The organism is Microbacterium sp. Yaish 1, from assembly GCF_002245215.1.
Classification (GTDB): Bacteria; Actinomycetota; Actinomycetes; order Actinomycetales; family Microbacteriaceae; genus Microbacterium.
In genome coordinates this window covers 701,358-718,014 of record NZ_NPMR01000001.1, presented here as the reverse complement: position 1 = coordinate 718,014, position 16,657 = coordinate 701,358, and the positions used below count along the sequence as shown (strand labels likewise).

The 16,657-nt window shown below is 72.6% G+C and carries 12 protein-coding genes; 5 read left to right on the top strand and 7 right to left on the bottom strand.

Annotation, left to right across the window (positions count from 1 at the left end):
• Nucleotides 1–30: 30 nt before the first annotated feature.
• The gene (locus CI089_RS03470; RefSeq protein ID WP_094260275.1) at nucleotides 31–1,110 is read left to right on the top strand and encodes an SseB family protein; all 1,080 of its coding nucleotides are present in this window, start codon (nucleotides 31–33) and stop codon (nucleotides 1,108–1,110) included.
• Nucleotides 1,111–1,296: 186 nt separating this feature from the next.
• Nucleotides 1,297–2,322 carry a non-homologous end-joining DNA ligase gene (gene ligD / locus CI089_RS03465; RefSeq protein WP_094260274.1) on the top strand — a complete coding sequence of 342 codons (1,026 nt, stop codon included), beginning with the start codon at nucleotides 1,297–1,299 and terminating at the stop codon, nucleotides 2,320–2,322.
• Between the two features lie 36 nt (nucleotides 2,323–2,358).
• On the opposite strand, the gene CI089_RS03460 is transcribed toward ligD, so the two are convergent.
• The 4 genes from CI089_RS03460 to CI089_RS03445 all read right to left on the bottom strand — a co-directional run bounded on the left by CI089_RS03460 (nucleotide 2,359) and on the right by CI089_RS03445 (nucleotide 8,151).
• Entirely contained in the window at nucleotides 2,359–3,657 is a 1,299-nt protein-coding gene (locus CI089_RS03460) for a threonine/serine ThrE exporter family protein (protein WP_094260273.1), read from the bottom strand.
• 71 nt (nucleotides 3,658–3,728) lie between these two features.
• A complete protein-coding gene (locus CI089_RS03455; RefSeq protein WP_094260272.1) occupies nucleotides 3,729–5,837 on the bottom strand; it encodes a phosphatase PAP2 family protein in 2,109 nt (702 codons plus the stop codon).
• Between the two features lie 103 nt (nucleotides 5,838–5,940).
• Nucleotides 5,941–6,984 carry an ATP-dependent DNA ligase gene (locus CI089_RS03450; protein WP_094260271.1) on the bottom strand — a complete coding sequence of 348 codons (1,044 nt, stop codon included), beginning with the start codon at nucleotides 6,982–6,984 and terminating at the stop codon, nucleotides 5,941–5,943.
• Between the two features lie 9 nt (nucleotides 6,985–6,993).
• Nucleotides 6,994–8,151 (bottom strand): AI-2E family transporter, encoded by a 1,158-nt coding sequence (locus CI089_RS03445; protein WP_094261220.1) that lies wholly within the window; start codon nucleotides 8,149–8,151, stop codon nucleotides 6,994–6,996.
• Nucleotides 8,152–8,370: 219 nt separating this feature from the next.
• On the opposite strand from CI089_RS03445, the gene CI089_RS03440 reads away from it, so the two are divergent.
• On the top strand, nucleotides 8,371–10,242 hold the full coding sequence (locus CI089_RS03440; protein ID WP_094260270.1) for an alkaline phosphatase: 1,872 nt from the start codon (nucleotides 8,371–8,373) through the stop codon (nucleotides 10,240–10,242).
• Nucleotides 10,243–10,314: 72 nt separating this feature from the next.
• Nucleotides 10,315–11,307 carry a hypothetical protein gene (locus CI089_RS03435; RefSeq protein WP_094260269.1) on the top strand — a complete coding sequence of 331 codons (993 nt, stop codon included), beginning with the start codon at nucleotides 10,315–10,317 and terminating at the stop codon, nucleotides 11,305–11,307.
• A gap of 97 nt (nucleotides 11,308–11,404) precedes the next feature.
• Here the strand turns inward: CI089_RS03435 and CI089_RS03430 are convergent, their stop codons facing one another.
• Nucleotides 11,405–12,652 carry an acyl-CoA dehydrogenase family protein gene (locus tag CI089_RS03430; RefSeq protein ID WP_094260268.1) on the bottom strand — a complete coding sequence of 416 codons (1,248 nt, stop codon included), beginning with the start codon at nucleotides 12,650–12,652 and terminating at the stop codon, nucleotides 11,405–11,407.
• Nucleotides 12,653–12,698: 46 nt separating this feature from the next.
• On the bottom strand, nucleotides 12,699–13,364 hold the full coding sequence (locus CI089_RS03425; protein ID WP_094260267.1) for a TetR/AcrR family transcriptional regulator: 666 nt from the start codon (nucleotides 13,362–13,364) through the stop codon (nucleotides 12,699–12,701).
• A gap of 61 nt (nucleotides 13,365–13,425) precedes the next feature.
• On the opposite strand from CI089_RS03425, the gene CI089_RS03420 reads away from it, so the two are divergent.
• Nucleotides 13,426–14,949 carry an FAD-dependent oxidoreductase gene (locus CI089_RS03420; protein ID WP_094261219.1) on the top strand — a complete coding sequence of 508 codons (1,524 nt, stop codon included), beginning with the start codon at nucleotides 13,426–13,428 and terminating at the stop codon, nucleotides 14,947–14,949.
• Between the two features lie 9 nt (nucleotides 14,950–14,958).
• Here CI089_RS03420 and CI089_RS03415 read toward each other — a convergent pair whose 3' ends face one another.
• Complete coding sequence (locus tag CI089_RS03415; protein ID WP_094260266.1) at nucleotides 14,959–16,653, bottom strand: long-chain-fatty-acid--CoA ligase; 1,695 nt, start codon at nucleotides 16,651–16,653, stop codon at nucleotides 14,959–14,961.
• Nucleotides 16,654–16,657 lie beyond the last annotated feature (4 nt).

Sequence of the window (16,657 nt, the reverse complement as noted above, 5' to 3'; positions counted from 1 at the left end):
TGCGCGGGGGTGCGGGTTAGGCTCGAGGGCATGGCGATCTTCAAGCGCTCCGCGCGAGACACCACGAGCCAGACCACGAACGCCGACGAGGTCGACGCCGACGTCGACGGCGATGCCGCCGCGCCTGCCGCCGAGGAGGCGTCGGCCGAGACCGTGCCCCACGTGGGCATCTCGATGTCGACGTTCGGCGCTCCCGCTCAGCCCGTCGCGCCGGCCCAGCCCGAGCGAACGGTCACCCGCCCGCCGGCAGAGGCGCCGGCTCGCACCGAGACGGTGACGGGCATGCCCGACAACACGCTGGTGCAGGCGGCGCTGGCCTCGCTGCCCGAGAAGCCCGGCAACGTCGACGTCATGAACGTCATGCGCCAGAGCATGCAGGGCACGATGTACGTCCGCGTTCGCGGCGATGCGCGGGCCCTCACAGCCGAGGGCAAGCCGATCACGCTCGCCGTCTCGCAGATCGACGGCGCCCGCTTCCTCCTCGCCTTCACCGGCGGCGCCTCGCTCCGCGCGAGCGTCGAAGCCGACGGCGATCGTGACACCTCGGCTCTCGGGCTTCCGGTCGCCAATGTCTTCCGCAACGCCATCGAGGGGCCGTACGAGGGCCTCATCATCGATCACGCGGTCGCCGGCTCGCGGATCGTCCTGCCGGTGCAGCTCATCACGAAGGCGTTCGAGGAGGGCGATCCCGCCTTCACGATCAAGAACCTGCTCGCCGGACCGCGCGGCCCCGAGACCGCTGCCGCTGTCGGCGCGGCTCTCGCACAGGTGCCCCTGTGGGTGGCGGCCGGACCCGCGGGCGACAGCGGTCAGCTCGGCCTCGCCGAGTCGCGCACCGCGTCGGGCGAACGGCGCCTGGAGGTCTACTCGCACCCGCTCGAGGTGCTCGTGCTGCAGCGCGGCGACCGGCCGGTGCCGGTCACCGCCGCGCAGCTCGGGCGCGCGCTGCAGTCGAACCCCGCGCTGAACGGCGTCATCGTCGACCCGGGCGGCCCGTGGATCCACGTCGACCGAGCCGATCTCGGCCCCGTCCTCGCCCGCGCCGACGAGCCCGATCCCGCGCCTGCGCCGGCGCCGGCCGAGCCGGCCTCCGAGCCACCGGCATCCTGACGACGCCGTCGCGCTGATACATCCGTCGGGCCGGCGTGGCTCGTGAGCCCTCGCTCCCGGCTCGAGGCATCACCAGCACCGCCGATCCGACAGGTGTATCGGTACATCGGCTCCGTCGCCGAGCATTCCGCCGGCGGAATTGTCCAGGGGGTACGTCATCCGATCCCGACGGCCTAGGGTCGGGCCATGGCGAGCGAGCGCATCACCCTGACCGTGCCAGGCCCCGAGGGCGACCGCGAGGTCGGTCTTTCCAGCCCCAACCGCGTGCTGTGGCCCGAGCTCGGGATCACCAAGCACGAGTACGCCGAGTACGCGATCGCCGTCTCCGAGCCGTTCCTCCGTGCGAACGGCCATCGCCCCGTCTCGCTCGAGCGCTTCCCCGACACCATCGAGGGGGAGCGGTTCTTCTCGAAGAATCCGCCGAAGGGCGCCCCGGCATACGTCGATCAGGTCGTGTGCACCTACAACAGCGGGCGGCGGCATCCGCAGGTCGTGCTGAACGAGACGGCCGCCGTCGTCTGGGCCGTGCAGATGAACACCGTCGTCTTCCACCCGTGGGCGTCGCTCGCCGCGGACACCGACAACCCCGTCGAGCTGCGGATCGACCTCGACCCGCAGCCCGGCACGGACTTCGACGACGCCGCGGCCGTCGCGCCCGCCCTCCGCGAGGTCCTCGCCGAGGCCGGGCTGACGGCGTTCCTCAAGACCAGCGGCAACCGCGGCCTGCACGTGTTCTGCCCCATCGAGCCGACGCACGAGTTCCTCGACGTCCGCCACGCGGTCATCGCCGCCGGGCGGGAGCTGGGACGCCGGATGCCCGACCGAGTCACGACGAACTGGTGGAAGGAGGAGCGGGGCGAGCGCATCTTCGTCGACTTCAACCAGGCCAACCGCGATCGTACGATGGCCGGCGCCTACAGTGCGCGGGCGCTGCCGGCGGCGACCGTCGCCACCCCGATCACCTGGGACGAGCTCGAGGCCGGAGTCGATCCGTCATCGTTCACGGTCCGCTCGGTGCCGCAGCGGCTGGCCGACGTCGGCGACCCCTGGGCCGAGCTGCAGGCCGCGCCCGGCCGCATCGACACCCTCCTGGCGTGGTGGCAGCGCGACCTGGATGCCGGACTCGGCGAGCTGCCGTTCCCGCCGGAGTTCCCGAAGATGCCGGGCGAGCCGCCGCGCGTGCAGCCCAGCCGCGCTCGGCAGCCGGAGTAGCCACAGCAGCGCTGGCGCCGGCGCGCACGGCTCGTGTCACCGTGCGGAGGGGCGCTGCCATTCGCGCTCGGTGACGACGCGGGCGACGGTGAGTCCCACCGCCAGAGCGACGACGACGAACACGGCGGTCACCCCGTACTGCACGGCGCTGATGGTGTCGCCCTCGATGGTGCCGACGATCGCGCGGTAGGCCGACGCTCCCGGCACCATGATGAGAACGGCCGGCACGGTCAGCGTGATGCGCGGCGCCCGCACGAAGCGCGAGACGGCGAAGGCCCCGAATCCGACGGCGACACCGGCGGCGGCTGCCGCAACGGGCTGCATCGTGCCGTGATCGATCATGAGCAGACGGCCCACGTTGGCGATCGCACCGATCGCAGCCGCGGCGAGAGCGATGCGCCACGGTGTCGAGAACAGCAGCGCGAATCCCATGACGCCGACGAAGCCCGCGACGAGGCGTCCCAGCGACAGCAGCGGCTCGCCCAGTTCCGGGGCCGCGATCGCGACGGCGCTCGTCTGGAACACGGCGGCCACCGCCCACACCGCGCACCCCGTCGACAGCAGCACCAGGCACGCGTACACGACGCGGTTCACTCCCGCGTTGAGGTCGAGCCGGGCGAGGTCGAGCGCGCCCGTGACCAGGGGGAAGCCGGGCACGAGGTACAGCACGGCGCTCGTCAGGGCCGCGCCGTACTGCGGCGACGGCGCGCCGAGCAGCTCGATCAGGTGCGAGACGCCGAGGAAGGCGAGGAGTGCGGCCGAGGCCGACAGGAACACGAGGAGGAACTCGTTGACCTGCAGCCGGGCGCCGCGGATGCGCACGTACTGGCCGAGCGCGACGGCCAGCGCCACGCTGAGGCACTCCGCCCAGCCGCCGTTGTTCAGGAACGCGAAGGCCGTGCAAGCCGCCGCCGCGGCGAGCACCCGCACGGCGGTGGGGTAGCGCGGCGGCATCCGTTCGATCCGGTCGAGCTCACGCTGCAGCTCGTCGGCGGTGACGCCCGCCGCGACCCGGTGCGAGAGGTGCATGACCTCCGCGATGCGCTCGGAGTTGACGACCGGATGCCGCACTTCGGCGACGCGCGTGCGGAACAGCTGTCCCCGCTGAGCCGTGATGACGATGTCGGTCATCCCGACGCGCGATTCCAAGCGTTCGAGACCGAGCCCGTGGGCGGTGCGGTCCATCGTGTCGCGCACGCGCGCCGACGAGGCCCCGGCGCCGAGCATGAGCGTCCCGAGACGGAGCACCGCATCCGTCCGTGCGATGAATCGCAGCGGCTCGAGGTGCAGTTCGGCGGTGCCGTCGGGGACGTCGTCGCGCTGGTCATCCCGCATGGTTCGATCCTCCCACCCGAGGGGAGGGCTCGGGTGGGAGGATCGGCCGGGCCAATCCGGTTGCGGTCCGGTCAGCGCCGCGCCGGACGCCGGCCGCGCGAGAGCAGCACGGTCCCGCCGCCTGCTGCCAGGAGGACGCCACCGATCATCAGGCCGATCGGCGCTCCCTCCCCGCCGGTTCGCGCGATGCGGTCCGCGGCGGGACGTGCTGCGACGCCGGCTCCTCCGGCTGCGGCCGAACCGCTTCCGTCGGCATCCGGGTCGGCGGGCGCGGGGACGCCCGGAGTCTCTCCCGGGGTCGCGCCGGGCGTCTCACCCGGTACCTCACCCGGCGCCGCGGCCGCAACGAGGTAGACGCCGTCGGCGCGGTATTCCAGCCTGCCGTCGAAGCCCGCCCCGGCCGCGGTGAGCTCGACCGCGTCGAAGCTCGTGTCGGCGACGCGAGCGCCGTAGGAGATCAGCCGCAGGGGCGAGACCGGCGCAGCCCCCGCGAGATCGACGCGCAGGGTTCCGCCGAGCGTGGCCGTGCCGGAGATCGCGAGAGCGGGACCTGCGTCGTCGATCGACAGCTCGAGGGTGGCGGCATCCGCCTGCGTGTAGTCGCCGCCCACGATCAGCCCCGACGTCGTCTCGACGAGGGAGCCGCCGGCGACCGTGAGGTCTCCAGCGCCGAGGGCGGTGGGTGCCGCGGCCCGCAGCGTTCCGGCGTCGACGACGGTGCCACCCGTGTAGGAGTTCTCGCCCGACAGGACGAGGGCGCCGGAGCCGTCCTTCGTCAGCGACCCGGCACCGTCGATGTCGTTGCGCCACTCGTCGGCTGCGGCGAAGCCGCCGGCATCGGCGTCCATCGTCACCGTGACGTCGGTGTCGAAGGCGCCGTATCCGTTCGACGCCTCGAACAGGTTGAGCCGTCCCCAGCCCTCGGGGTCGTCGAGCACGGCGTGACCGGAGCCGATGGCCGTGGAGAAGAGCACCCAGCGGCGCTGCTCGGCGTCGAGGTAGGGCAGGCGGTGCTCGAGAAGCACCTCGGCCCCCGCCGGCACGCGAGCCGGCTGGCCGGTGTCGCCCGTCGTCGGCAGTCCGTACGTCATGCGCTCGCGGTACTCCTGCGCGAGGGCATCGTAGCCGGCGTCGTCGAGCGCAGACGTGGATGCCGCGGCGGGGAGCGTCGCCAGCAGCCCCTGCGCCTCGGCCGACGCGGCGGCGCGCAGCTCGGCGTTGGCGGGGTCGTTGAGGCTGGCGGCGGCGAGGGCGGTCGCCAGCACGCGGCCGCCGATGACGTCCAGCGACGAGTGCATCCCCGCGACGATGCGGCTGTCGCCGATCTCGGCCGCGTTCGCGATGAGCCGGTCCTGGTACTGCGGCGCCGCGTCGGCGAGGGCGAACGAGGCCAGGTAGGCGGCGTTGGTGTGACCGCTCGGGAACCCGCCGTCGCTCGCCGCCTCGCTGTCGGGCTTGCGCACGGGCAGCAGCGCGGGGACGATGATCGAGTCGTCGACCCACCGGAACGGCCGCTTGTAGCCGAAGAAGTTCTTCGACGGGTTCGACGAGGCCGCGGGCCCGCGGACCGTGTCGACGAGAGCGACGACCGAACCGAGCTCGGATCCGGGGTCGGCCCAGCGTCCTGCGGAGTTGCCGCCGTCGTCGTAGCGCACGGTCGTGGCATCGGCGGGAACGGTGCCCGGGATCGTGGTTCCGGCGTTCATCGCCGCGCGGAAGGCCGACGCGGCCGGGCCGAGCCCGTCGATGGCGCTGTAGCTCTGGTGGCGGCGGTCGAACACCCACGCGGCGGTCTCGTCCGCCGCCGTGCGCGTGCGCGCCACCTCGACGTTGCGCGCGATGTTGGCGTCGAGCACCGGCGCGCCGGCATCCGTCGCCCGGCCGGTGTCCCACGTCGCGCCGGGCTGCCAGAGGTCGAGCATGCCCGAGAGCACGCCGATCGCGGGGTTCGTCTCGGGGGTCGTGTTGGCGGAGCTGTTCGCGGTGTAGGTGTCGACGAACGTGCCGTAGGGGGCGGCGTGCGGCGCGATCGCGCTGTCGTCGAGGAGTTCTCCGTCGGCGGCGCCGGCAGGGGCCGCGGCGCCGAGGGCGAGGGACGCGGCGGTGAACGCGGCGACAGCCGCAGCCGGGACGGCGGCGCGACGGGGGCGCGACTGCGGACGGGAGGGAGCGGGATGCATGCAGCGGTCCTTCGGATGCAGGGGGAGAGCGACTCCCGCACGCTAGGAAGGGGCGCGCAACGACCGGTGACCGCGGAGTGAACGGGCGGTGTCGCCCGCGCCGTCAGTCCAGGACGTCGGCGAGGTCGAACGCCGCGACCGTCTCGAGCTGATCGAAGGTGCACGAGCGGGCATCCCGGTCGTGGCGCCAGCGCTCGAACTGGACCGTGTGCCGGAACCGCCGTCCCTCGAGCTGGTCGTAGCGCACCTCGAGCACGAGCTCGGGGCGCAGCCGCACGAACGAGACGTCTTTCGACGACGCGAAGCGCGAACGGTCGGATTCGCCGGTGACCGCGGCCCCGGCGGCGTCCCGCTCGACCAGCGGCTCGAGCTCGTCGATCAGCTCACGGCGCCGCTTGTCGCTCCAGGCCGACACGCCGCCGACGCCGTGCAGCTCGCCGTCGTCGCCGTAGAGCCCGACGAGGAGCGAGCCGACGCCCGTGCCGGACTTGTGGATGCGGTATCCGATCGCGACGACGTCCGCGGTGCGCGCGTGCTTGATCTTGAGCATCGTGCGCTTGCCGGGGGCATACGGCTGATCGTTGGGCTTGGCGACGACGCCGTCGAGGCCCGCGCCCTCGAACTCCGCGAGCCAGCGGCGGGCGGTCTCCACGTCGTCCGTCGCGCGCGTCACGTGGATCGGATCGGGCACGGCGCGCAGCAGCTCGACGAGCTCGCTGCGCCGCCGCGAGAAGGGGTCGCCCTGGAGGTCGCGCTCGCCGCGCGCCAGGAGGTCGAACGCGATGAACATCGCCGGGGTCTGCCGGCTCAGCAGCGTCACCCGCGACGCCGCCGGATGGATGCGCTGCGACAGCGCTTCCCACTGCAGCCGCCGGCCGGCCCCCGTGTCGGTCGCCACGACGATCTCACCGTCGATGAGGCACGGCTCGGGAAGCAGCCGCGCGAACGCGTCGACGAGCTCGGGGAAGTAGCGGGTGAGGGGCTTCGACCCCCGGCTGCCGATCTCGACGTTCTCGCCGTCCCACGAGACGATCGCGCGGAATCCGTCCCACTTGGGCTCGAACGACAGCCCCGCCTCGTAGCGGCCCGGATCCGGGATCGCGGGCACCGCCTTCGCGAGCATCGGGGCGGGGATGTCGTACGTCATCGCGATTCCTCAGGCCTGCAGCTGTTCGCGGGGCTTGGGCCGGGCCCAGCGGGCCGGAAGGTTCGGGCCGTCCCACACCTGCACGATGCCCCAGACGACGGCGGTGATCGGGACGGCGAGCAGCGTGCCCAGGATGCCGCCGATCGCGGTGCCGGCCGTCAGGGCGACCAGCACGACGAACGAATGCAGCTTCATCGTGCGACCCATGAGCACGGGCTGCAGGAAGTTGCCCTCGAGCTGGTTGACCAGCACGACGGCGCCGACGACGAGGACGGCGTTGAGCGGGCCGTTCGCGACGAGGGCGACGAGTGCGGCCAGGATGCCGGCGAGGGTCGCACCCACGATCGGGATGAAGGCCAGGAGGAACACGAGCACGGCGAGGGGGATGGCGAGGGGCACCTGGAGCACGAGCAGCGCGATGAAGATGCCGACCGCGTCGACGAAGGCGACCGCCGCGGTGCCGCGGATGTAGGAGCCGAGCACGACCACCGTCTTGTCGCCGATGCGGCGAGCGCGCATCTCGTTCGCCCCGCGGAAGGGGCGCAGCAGGAACTCCCACATGCGGGGTCCGTCCTTGAGGAAGAAGAACAGGATCACCACCAGCAGCACGGCCCCGGTGATGAACGTCGCCACGGCGCTGACCCCTGCGATCGCGCCCGAACCGAACTGAGCGCTGGTGACGAAGTCGCCGAGAGCGCCCAGCCACTCGTCGATCTGCTTCTGATCGATCGAGAAGGGAAGCGTCTGCGCCCATGCGACGAGCTGCTGGAAGCCCTCCTCCGCCTGCGAGTACAGGTCGTCCCACTGGTCGCGGACGGCCCAGACGATGAGCCACGACAGGCCGCTCAGCAGCACCACGATCGTGAGCAGTGTGATGATCGTCGCGAGCAGCGACGGCACGCCGTGGCGGCGCATCCAGCCCATGGCGGGGGCGAACGCGCACGCGAAGATGAGCGCGAGGATCAGCGGGATCGCCACGACCGACACCTGCCGCAGCACGTAGACGACGCCGATCGCGAGGATCACCAGGACGATGATCTGCACGCCGCGGATCGCGAGGCGGCCGAAGCCGTCGGCCCACAGGCCCGCAGGGGGTCGCTCGGCGTCGCGGTCGATGGCATCCGCCAGCACGATCTCGGGCCGCGGTCTGCGTCGGAACAGGCTCATGACGACGACGCTAGCGGACCGCGACGCCCCTGACGCGGGGTTGCGCTCGAGCCGCGCGCGGGGCAGGGCGCGATCCACGGCGGTCACCTCCGCGGCTGCTCCCGTTCACCGTCGCGTCGCCGAGAGGTCGCCCCGCGGTCACCCCCGCCGACGACCGTGGGAGTGCCGCCCGCACGCGGCGGCTTTCGCACCTCCCCTCAGATACGAAAGAGGATCTCCATGCACCGGAGAGCGCATACGCGCGCCTGCACCCTGACCGCGACGAGCGTCGTCGCCGGTCTCGTCCTCGCGTCGGCCCCGGCCGTCGCCGCGAGCGCGGCCGATGCCGACGCGGCATCCGTTCCGAAGAACGTCATCCTGATGATCTCGGATGGCGCGGGCTACAACCAGTTCGACGCCGCGAGCCTGTACGAGCACGGAACGAGCGCGCACCAGGTCACCGTCGACCCCGCGACCGGCGCGATCGCGCACGAGGCGGCCACGCCCGGTCAGGTCTACGAGACCTGGCCCGTCCAGGTCGCCCAGTCGCACTACTCGGCCTCGGGCCGGGCGGAGTACGTCACCGAGAAGGCGTGGGGAGACTTCGGCTGGGTCGCCTCGGGCGCCACCGACTCCGCCGCAGCGGGCACGGCTCTCGGAACCGGGGTGAAGACCAACAACGGGACGCTCGGCTTCGAGCCGGGCGGTGACCGCCTGCTCACCGTGGGCGAGCAGGCGCAGGAGGTCGGGAAGAAGGTCGGGCTCGTCACCTCCGTGCCCTTCAACCACGCCACCCCCGCGGGTTTCATCGCCCACAACGCCGACCGCAACGACTACCAGGGCCTCGCGACCGAGATGATCGACAGCGGCGTGGACGTCCTGATGGGCGGCGGCCACCCGATGTACACCGATGCGCACGAGCCTCGCCCCGCCGACTGGACGTGGATCGCGCAGAGCGACTACGAGCGCGTCTCGACCGGAGCAACGCCGTTCACCTTCATCGACGACACGGCCGACTTCGACGCTCTCGCCGCCGGCACCGCCGTCCCCGACAAGGTGTTCGGTCTCGCGCAGGTCGCCGAGACCCTGCAGTACAACCGCCCCGGGCTGGCGAACGACGCCGCGCTGCCGTACACCGACCCGGCCAACGACGTCGCCGACCTCGACACCCTCGCCCGCGGAGCGCTGAACGTGCTCGACACGGGTGACGACGGCTTCTTCCTCATGGTCGAGGGCGGCGCGGTCGACTGGGCCGGCCACGCGAACCAGACCACGCGCCTCATCGAGGAGCAGATCGCCTTCAACGACGCCGTCGAGGCCGTCGAGTCGTGGGTCGAGGAGAACAGCAGCTGGGACGAGACGCTCGTCATCGTCACCGCCGACCACGAGACCGGCTACCTCGCCGGCGCGGGTGCCGGGGCCGAGACCGGGTGGACGCCGATGACGGGAACGGCGGGGCAGCTTCCCGACCTGACGTGGCACTCGGGCGGCCACACGAACGCGCTCGTCCCGTTGTTCGCCAAGGGGGCCGGGGCCGACGTGCTCGAAGCCCGGGCCGACCAGTGGGATGTCGTCCGCGGCGCCTACCTCGACAACACCGCGATCGGCGAGACGATCTTCGACTTCCTCGGGCACGGCCAGCGGAGCTCGGCGGATGCGGTGGCGCTCGAGGCCACGATCGCGGGCCAGCCGGCAGACGGCGCGCTCAGCCTGAGCGTCGCCGGACACGGGGAGCGCGTCTCGTTCGGCGGTTCCGGGGCGAGTCTGGATGCCACGCTGCCGCTCGTGACCGTCGCCGACACGCGCAACGAGGTCCGCGCTCAGGGACGCGGCTGGACGCTCGCGGGATCGGCGACGGACTTCGTGGCCGGCAACCGCACGCTGGCAGCGGAGAACCTCGCGTGGGCGCCGCGCATCGTCCGCTCCGAGTCGGGCGCCGCCGCGGGCGGCCGGGCGACGCTCGACGCGCCCGCGACGCTCGCCACCGCCGACCGGACGTCGCGTCTGGGCTCGACGGTGATCGGCGCGGATCTGGATCTGACGGTTCCGGCGGACGCCGCGGGCGGCCGTTACGGCAGCGAGATCACGCTCACCCTGTTCGCGCAGGACTGACCGGTCCGCGACCCCGATGGATCGGCGGGGGCGGGCTCCGGCCCGTCCCCGCCCCAGCTCACCGGAGACCTCATGCCCCGCCTCCTTCCCATCCGTGCCGTGCTGCTGGCGGCAGGCGTGCTCGCCGCGCTCACGGCATCCGCTTCGCTCACCGTCGTCCCGGCATCGGCATCGGCATCGGCATCGGCACCGGAGCCGCCGGCGATCGAGTGGGGCGTCGTCCCCGCCGACGCCGCCGGTCCCGACGGCCGGGTGTCACTGCGCCACACGATCGACCCGGGCGCCGCGATCACCGATGCCATCGCGGTCACCAACCATTCCGTCGAGCCCGCCGTGTTCACCGTCGCCGCCGGTGACGGTGTCGTGGGCGCCGACGGCGCGTACGACGTCCGTGCGGACGATCCGGAAGCGGGCGGGGCGTGGATCGACGTCGGGGGGCTCGACGGCGACGGTCTCGCGCTCGCCGCGGGCGAGACCCGTGTGCTGCCCGTCACGATCACGGTGCCGGCGGATGCGACACCGGGAGATCACCCGGCCGGAATCGTCGTGGGGCTCAGCGCCGCGGAATCGGGGGTGACGGTGACGCACCGGGTCGGGGTGCGCGTGCACCTGCAGGTCGCCGGCGAGATCGCTCCGGCGCTCCGCATCGATGCGGCGACGGCGAGCTTCACGCCCTCGTGGATCCCCTTCGTTCCCGGCACCCTGACGGTCGAGTACCAGGTGACGAACACCGGCAACGTCCGCTTCGGGGTCAGCGGCGCCGCCGAGGCTGCCGGTCCGCTGGGGCTTCTGCCCGGCGGGGGCGGCGCCGAGGCGTTCGAGGTGCTGCCCGGCGGCACGGCGACGCAGCGCATCGAGCTGCCGCTCGCGCCCCTGTTCCTCGCCGCCGGCGAGGTCACCGTGACCCCGATCTCGCTCGGCGACGATCGCGTGCCGCTCCCCGAAGCGGCATCCGCGGGGTTCTCAGCGACGGCCGTGCCGTGGTCGTCGATGGTCGTCCTCGCGGTGGGCGCGGGGAGCATCGTGCTCGTGGCGGTCATCGCGTTGCGCCGGCGCGCGCGCTGAGTCGCAGTTCGGAGGAGATCCGCGCGTCGGAGGGCTGCATCCGGCGCAGCATCCTCCCTTGTGCGGATTCCCTCCGAACCGCCGCCCCGGCGACGGCTCAGGTGAACGCGCCGACGCCGGTGATGTCGCGGCCCAGCAGGAGGGCTTGGACGCTCTCGGTCCCCTCGTAGGTGTGGATCGCCTCGATGTCGGCCATGTGCTGCATGACGCCGTTCTCGAGCAGGATGCCGTTGCCGCCGAGCAGGTCGCGCGCGATCTGCGCGATCCGTCGCGCTGCCCGGGTGTTGTGGTACTTCGCGAGCGAAGCCTGGGTCGGACGCAGGCCGCCCGACGTCTCGAGGTCGGCGAGGCGGCGGCAGTAGAGCTGCATCGCGGTGAGTTCGTCGAGCATCTGCGCGAGCCGCTCCTGCACCATCTGCGAGCGGGCGAGCGGACGCCCGAACTGGATGCGCTCGCCGGCGTACGTGACCGCGGCCTCGTAGCAGGCGGTCGCGTGACCGAGCGCCGACCACGCGACTCCGGAACGCGTGGCGTAGAGCACGGTCGAGGCATCCCGGAACGACCGAGTCCCCTCGAGGACGGCATCGGCCGGCAGCCTCACGTCGCGCAGCGCCACGTGAGCCTGGTGGATGCCGCGCAGCGACGCCTTGCCCGTGATGACGGTGCCGGTGTAGCCCGGGCGGTCCTGCTCGACGAGGAAGCAGCGCACGGAGCCATGCAGTTCATCGCCCTCGTCGTCGACCCGCGCCCACACGAACGTGATGCCGCCCGATGCTCCGTTGCCGATCCACTTCTTGGCCCCGCGCAGCACCCACTCGTCGCCCTCGCGGCGGGCGACCGTCTCGAGCGAGACCGAGTCGGAGCCGTGGTCGGGCTCGGTGAGCGCGAATGCGCCCAGCACTTCGCCCGCGGCGAGCGGCCGCAGCCAGCGCTCCTGCTGAGCGGGGGAGCCGAAGAGGGCGAGGGTGCGCAGCGCGAGCCCGCCCTGCACCGCCTGCGCCGTGCCGAGCGAGCCGTCGCCGCGGGAGATCTCCATCGTCACCAGACCCGCCCCGAGCGGGGTGATGCGTGTCAGGTCGGGATGCTCGATGCCGTCGACGAAGAGATCGAGCTCGCCCATCCGGCGGACGAGATCGAGCGGGTAGGCCGCGGTGTCCCAGGCCTGCTGCATCCGGTCGCCCACCTCGTCGACGAAGGCGCGGGCGCGGTCCCAAGCGGCGCGGTCCGCGTCGTCGACGTCGGCGAAGACGGCGTAGTAATCGGTGTCGCGGCGGCCCGTGAGGGCGTAGGACGCGACGCGCTCGCCGGGGAGCGCGTCGAGGTGACGGTCGGCTTCATCGCTCATGGCATCCAGTATCACCCCGAATGGGACTGAGTGTCACTCGTGGTCCTCAGGAGAGGTCGGCGCGGAGACGGCGAGTCACTTCGGCCAGCGGCATCCGGCGCGGGAAGACGGCGACCACCACATCGTCGGCGGCGGGTGCCTCGCCGTCGGGATGCACGCCGAAGCGCCGCAGCAGATCGTCGAGCGCGGCTTCCACCGTGGCCCGCGTGACGGCGTCATCGCCGCGGAGGAGCCGGCGCAGGACATGGTTGTGCACGGCGGTCACGGCAGCGCTGAAAGCGACGGCCTCGGCGGGATCGAGGTCGGGCAGGCGCCCGCGCAGATGATCGCCGAAGAGTCGCTCGTACCGGAACACCATGACGATCTCGCGGTCGCGCAGCGCCGGGACTCCGCGGACCACGCGATAACGGCGCCGCGCCAGCGCGACGTCGGCGGCGAAGTGGTCGAAGGCCGCGAGGGCGGCGTCGCACACGGCCCGCCACGGGCTCTCGTGCGGCGTCTCGAGCAGCTCGCGCAGAGCCGCGATCGCGACGTCGTGGTCGGCGAAGACCACATCGTCCTTGCCCCCGTACTGCCGGAAGAACGTCGACCGCGACAGACCCCCTGCCCGCGCGATGTCGTCGACCGAGGTGCGCTCGTACCCCTGCTCGTCGAACAGCGCGACCGCCGCGGCCACGAGAGGGTCGCCGGGGGTGCGCGAGGCCTCGGTCATGGGCACCGAGCCTAGTGTCAAGTCGCTTGCCGCCGTCCGGCGCTCGGCGTTGACTGCGGGAATGACCGCGCTGTGGAAGTCCGACGTCGCCGTGCCCGCCGGAACGCCGTTCGAACCCGGGCGGCGCCACGACGTGGTCATCGTGGGGGCCGGGCTGACCGGCCTCGCGACGGCGCTCGAACTCGTCCGCAGCGGCATGGATGTCGCGATCGTCGAGCGCGGCGGCATCGGCGAGCTCGCTTCGGGCTCGAACACCGGCAAGATCTCGCTCTTGCAGGGCACCACGCTCTCGTCGCTGCGCCGGCACCACCCGGCATCCCTCGTCCGGGCCTACGTCGACGCGAACCGCGACGGCTTCGAATGGATCACCCGGGCCGCCGACGAGCTCGGGGTCTCGACCACCACCCGCACCGCGTACACGCACGCCCAGGGCGCCGAGGGTGTGGCGGCCGTGACCGACGAGTACCGGGCGGCGCGCGAGGCGGGCCTCGACGTGCGACTCGCGGGTGCCGACGAGCTCGCTGCCGGTCCCGTCCGCATGACCAGCGCCGTCGCCTTGGACGATCAGCGCGCGATCGACCCGATGAGCCTGTTGGCGGCACTGGCGACCGCGTTCGTCGCGGCCGGAGGCCGGCTCCACCTGGGCACGGCCGTGCGGCGGGTGCGGGTCGTGCCGCGGCCGCGGATCGACACCGAGGCGGGCCCGCTGTTCGCCGGGAAGATCGTGCTCGCCACGGGCGCGCCCATCACCGACCGCGGGCTGTACTTCGCCAAGGTGAGCGGGATGCGGTCGGCGTGCGTCTCGTTCGACCTCGAGGGCGAGGTGCCCGACGGCATGTACCTGTCGGCGGACAGCCCCACCCGATCGGTGCGCAGCGTGACGGCCGCAGACGGTGCGGGCGGTCCCGAGCGGTCGCCGCAGCTCATCGTCGGCGGCGCCGGACACCCCGTCGGCCGGACCGACAGCGAGCTCGCGAAGCTCGACGAGCTCGTCGCGTGGGCCCGGGACACGTTCACGGTGGGCGCGGAGACCCACCGCTGGTCGGCGCAGGACTACACCTCGCACAACCTCGTGCCGTTCATCGGCGCGATGCCCCGCTCGCTCGGTCGCGTCCGTTTCGCGACCGGTTACGCCAAATGGGGGCTCACGAACGCGCCCGCGGCGGCGCTGCGGATCGCCAGCGAACTGCGCGGCGAGAGGATGCGCGAGCGTCCGACCTGGATGACGGTCATCGGCACCCGGCTGACGGTGCCCGCGGATCTCGTCCGTGGCGCGGCCGAGAACGCCAAGATCGGCGGGGTCGCCGCGCGCGGCTGGGCCTCCGCCGCGAGGCGGTCCACCCCGGTCGCGCAGCCCGCGGAAGGCGAAGGGACCGTCGCGCAGCACCACGCCCGGCCGGTGGGCGTCTCGACCGTTGACGGTCGGACCCGGGCGGTCAGCGCGATCTGCCCGCACCTGGGCGGCGTGCTCGAATGGAACGACCTCGAGTGCACGTGGGACTGCCCGTTGCACGCGTCGCGCTTCACTCCCGACGGCGAGCGCATCGAGGGTCCCGCCTCGACGGACCTGAGACGTCTGCGCTGACCCGAGAGGTCAGTCCCGCGCGAGCAGCTGTTCGCGCACCTGACGTCGCAGGACCTTGCCGATGAGCGATCGGGGAAGGTCGTCGACGGCGACGATCCGGCGGGGGACCTTGTAGGCGGCCAGCCGCGTCCGGCAGAAGTCGCGCAGGCCCTCGACGTCGAGCTCGGCCCCGTCGCGCAGGACGACGGCGGCGACGACCTCCTCTCCGCCCGAGGAGCGGGGAGCCGCGACGACGGCCGCGGCCTCGACGTCCGGGTGCGCGTGCAGGGTGTCCTCGACCTCGCTGGGCGAGACGTTGAACCCGCCCGTGATGATCAGTTCCTTGAGCCGGTCGACGATCGTGACGAAGCCGTCGGGCGAGACGACGGCGATGTCTCCCGTGCGCAGCCACCCGCCGGGCAGCAGAGCGTCGGCGGTCTCGGCGGGGCGGCGCCAGTAGCCCGAGAACACCTGCGGTCCGCGCAGGAGTAGCTCGCCCTCCTCGCCCGGTTCGCGGTCGACCGACGGGTCGTCGGGGTCGACGATGCGGATGTCGGTGCTCGGGAACGGCACTCCCACCGTGCCGGGGCGGCGCGAGGGTCCCATGGGGTTGCCGAGCGCGACGGGGGAGGACTCCGTCATGCCGTAGCCCTCGACGAGGAGCCCGCCCGTGGTGTCCTCCCATCGGCGGACGGTGGCGACCGGCAGGCTCATCGCTCCCGAGATCGCGAAGCGCACGCGCGAGAGGTCGATGGCGCCACGGGATGCTGCGCGCGCGAGCTGGTCGTAGATCGGCGGCACGGCGGGGAGGAAGGTCGGCGGGCTCTTCTTGGCGGCATCGGCCATGAGGCCCACGTCGAACTTCGGGAACAGCACGAGCTTCGCCCCGATGCTCATCGCGAACGTGAGACAGAGCGTCATGCCGTAGGCGTGGAAGAGCGGCAGGACGCCGTAGAACGTCTCCTCGCCCTCGACGAGGCCGGGAACCCACGCGCGACCCTGCATCGCGTTCGCGCGCAGGTTGCGGTGGCTCAGAACGGCGCCCTTGGGGATGCCGGTGGTGCCGCTGGTGTACTGCAGCAGCGCGGTGTCGTCGAGAACCGGCCCCGCCACGCGACGCGACAGCGGGCGGTGGTCCACGAGCTTCGACCAGGGCAGCGCATCCTTCGTCCGCGGCTTGGCCGTCAGCTGGGCGCGCGACTCCCGCGCTTTCGCGATCGGCAGGCGGAGCAGCATCCGCTTGCCGCGCGGCAGCGCCTCGGTGACGTCGACGCTGATGATGCGCTCGACCCGCAGGTCGGTCGGGAAGTCGGCGATGGTGTCGACGGTCTTGTCCCAGACGATCGCGAACCGCGCGCCGTGGTCCTCGAACTGGTGCCGCAGTTCACGTGCCGTGTAGAGCGGGTTGTGCTCGACGACGATCGCGCCGAGGCGCAGCGCCGCGTAGAACGCGATGACGTGCTGCGGGCAGTTGGGCAGCACGATCGCCACCCGGTCGCCCGCGGTCACCCCGAGCCGGCGCAGGCCTTCCGCAGCGCGGTCGACGCTCGCGCCGAGCTCCCGATACGTCATGGTCGCGCCGAAGAACTCCAGAGCGGTCCGGGTGCCGTGCCGCGCGACGGTCGCGGCGAGCATCTCCGGCAGGGTCTGGGTCACCTCGTCGATCTGGGCGGGGACGCCGTCGGCGTAGGCCGACAGCCACGGGCGGGACTCGAGGGCGGTCATGCCC

What these genes read in the sequence shown, in the direction of transcription:
- CI089_RS03455 (WP_094260272.1), bottom strand. Translation starts at nt 5,837, where the DNA reads ATGCATCCCGCTCCCTCCCGTCCGCAGTCGCGCCCCCGTCGCGCCGCC.
- CI089_RS03450 (WP_094260271.1), bottom strand. Translation starts at nt 6,984, where the DNA reads ATGACGTACGACATCCCCGCCCCGATGCTCGCGAAGGCGGTGCCCGCG.
- CI089_RS03435 (WP_094260269.1), top strand. Translation starts at nt 10,315, where the DNA reads ATGCCCCGCCTCCTTCCCATCCGTGCCGTGCTGCTGGCGGCAGGCGTG.
- CI089_RS03445 (WP_094261220.1), bottom strand. Translation starts at nt 8,151, where the DNA reads ATGAGCCTGTTCCGACGCAGACCGCGGCCCGAGATCGTGCTGGCGGAT.
- ligD (WP_094260274.1), top strand. Translation starts at nt 1,297, where the DNA reads ATGGCGAGCGAGCGCATCACCCTGACCGTGCCAGGCCCCGAGGGCGAC.
- CI089_RS03420 (WP_094261219.1), top strand. Translation starts at nt 13,426, where the DNA reads ATGACCGCGCTGTGGAAGTCCGACGTCGCCGTGCCCGCCGGAACGCCG.
- CI089_RS03460 (WP_094260273.1), bottom strand. Translation starts at nt 3,657, where the DNA reads ATGCGGGATGACCAGCGCGACGACGTCCCCGACGGCACCGCCGAACTG.
- CI089_RS03440 (WP_094260270.1), top strand. Translation starts at nt 8,371, where the DNA reads ATGCACCGGAGAGCGCATACGCGCGCCTGCACCCTGACCGCGACGAGC.
- CI089_RS03430 (WP_094260268.1), bottom strand. Translation starts at nt 12,652, where the DNA reads ATGAGCGATGAAGCCGACCGTCACCTCGACGCGCTCCCCGGCGAGCGC.
- CI089_RS03425 (WP_094260267.1), bottom strand. Translation starts at nt 13,364, where the DNA reads ATGACCGAGGCCTCGCGCACCCCCGGCGACCCTCTCGTGGCCGCGGCG.
- CI089_RS03470 (WP_094260275.1), top strand. Translation starts at nt 31, where the DNA reads ATGGCGATCTTCAAGCGCTCCGCGCGAGACACCACGAGCCAGACCACG.
- CI089_RS03415 (WP_094260266.1), bottom strand. Translation starts at nt 16,653, where the DNA reads ATGACCGCCCTCGAGTCCCGCCCGTGGCTGTCGGCCTACGCCGACGGC.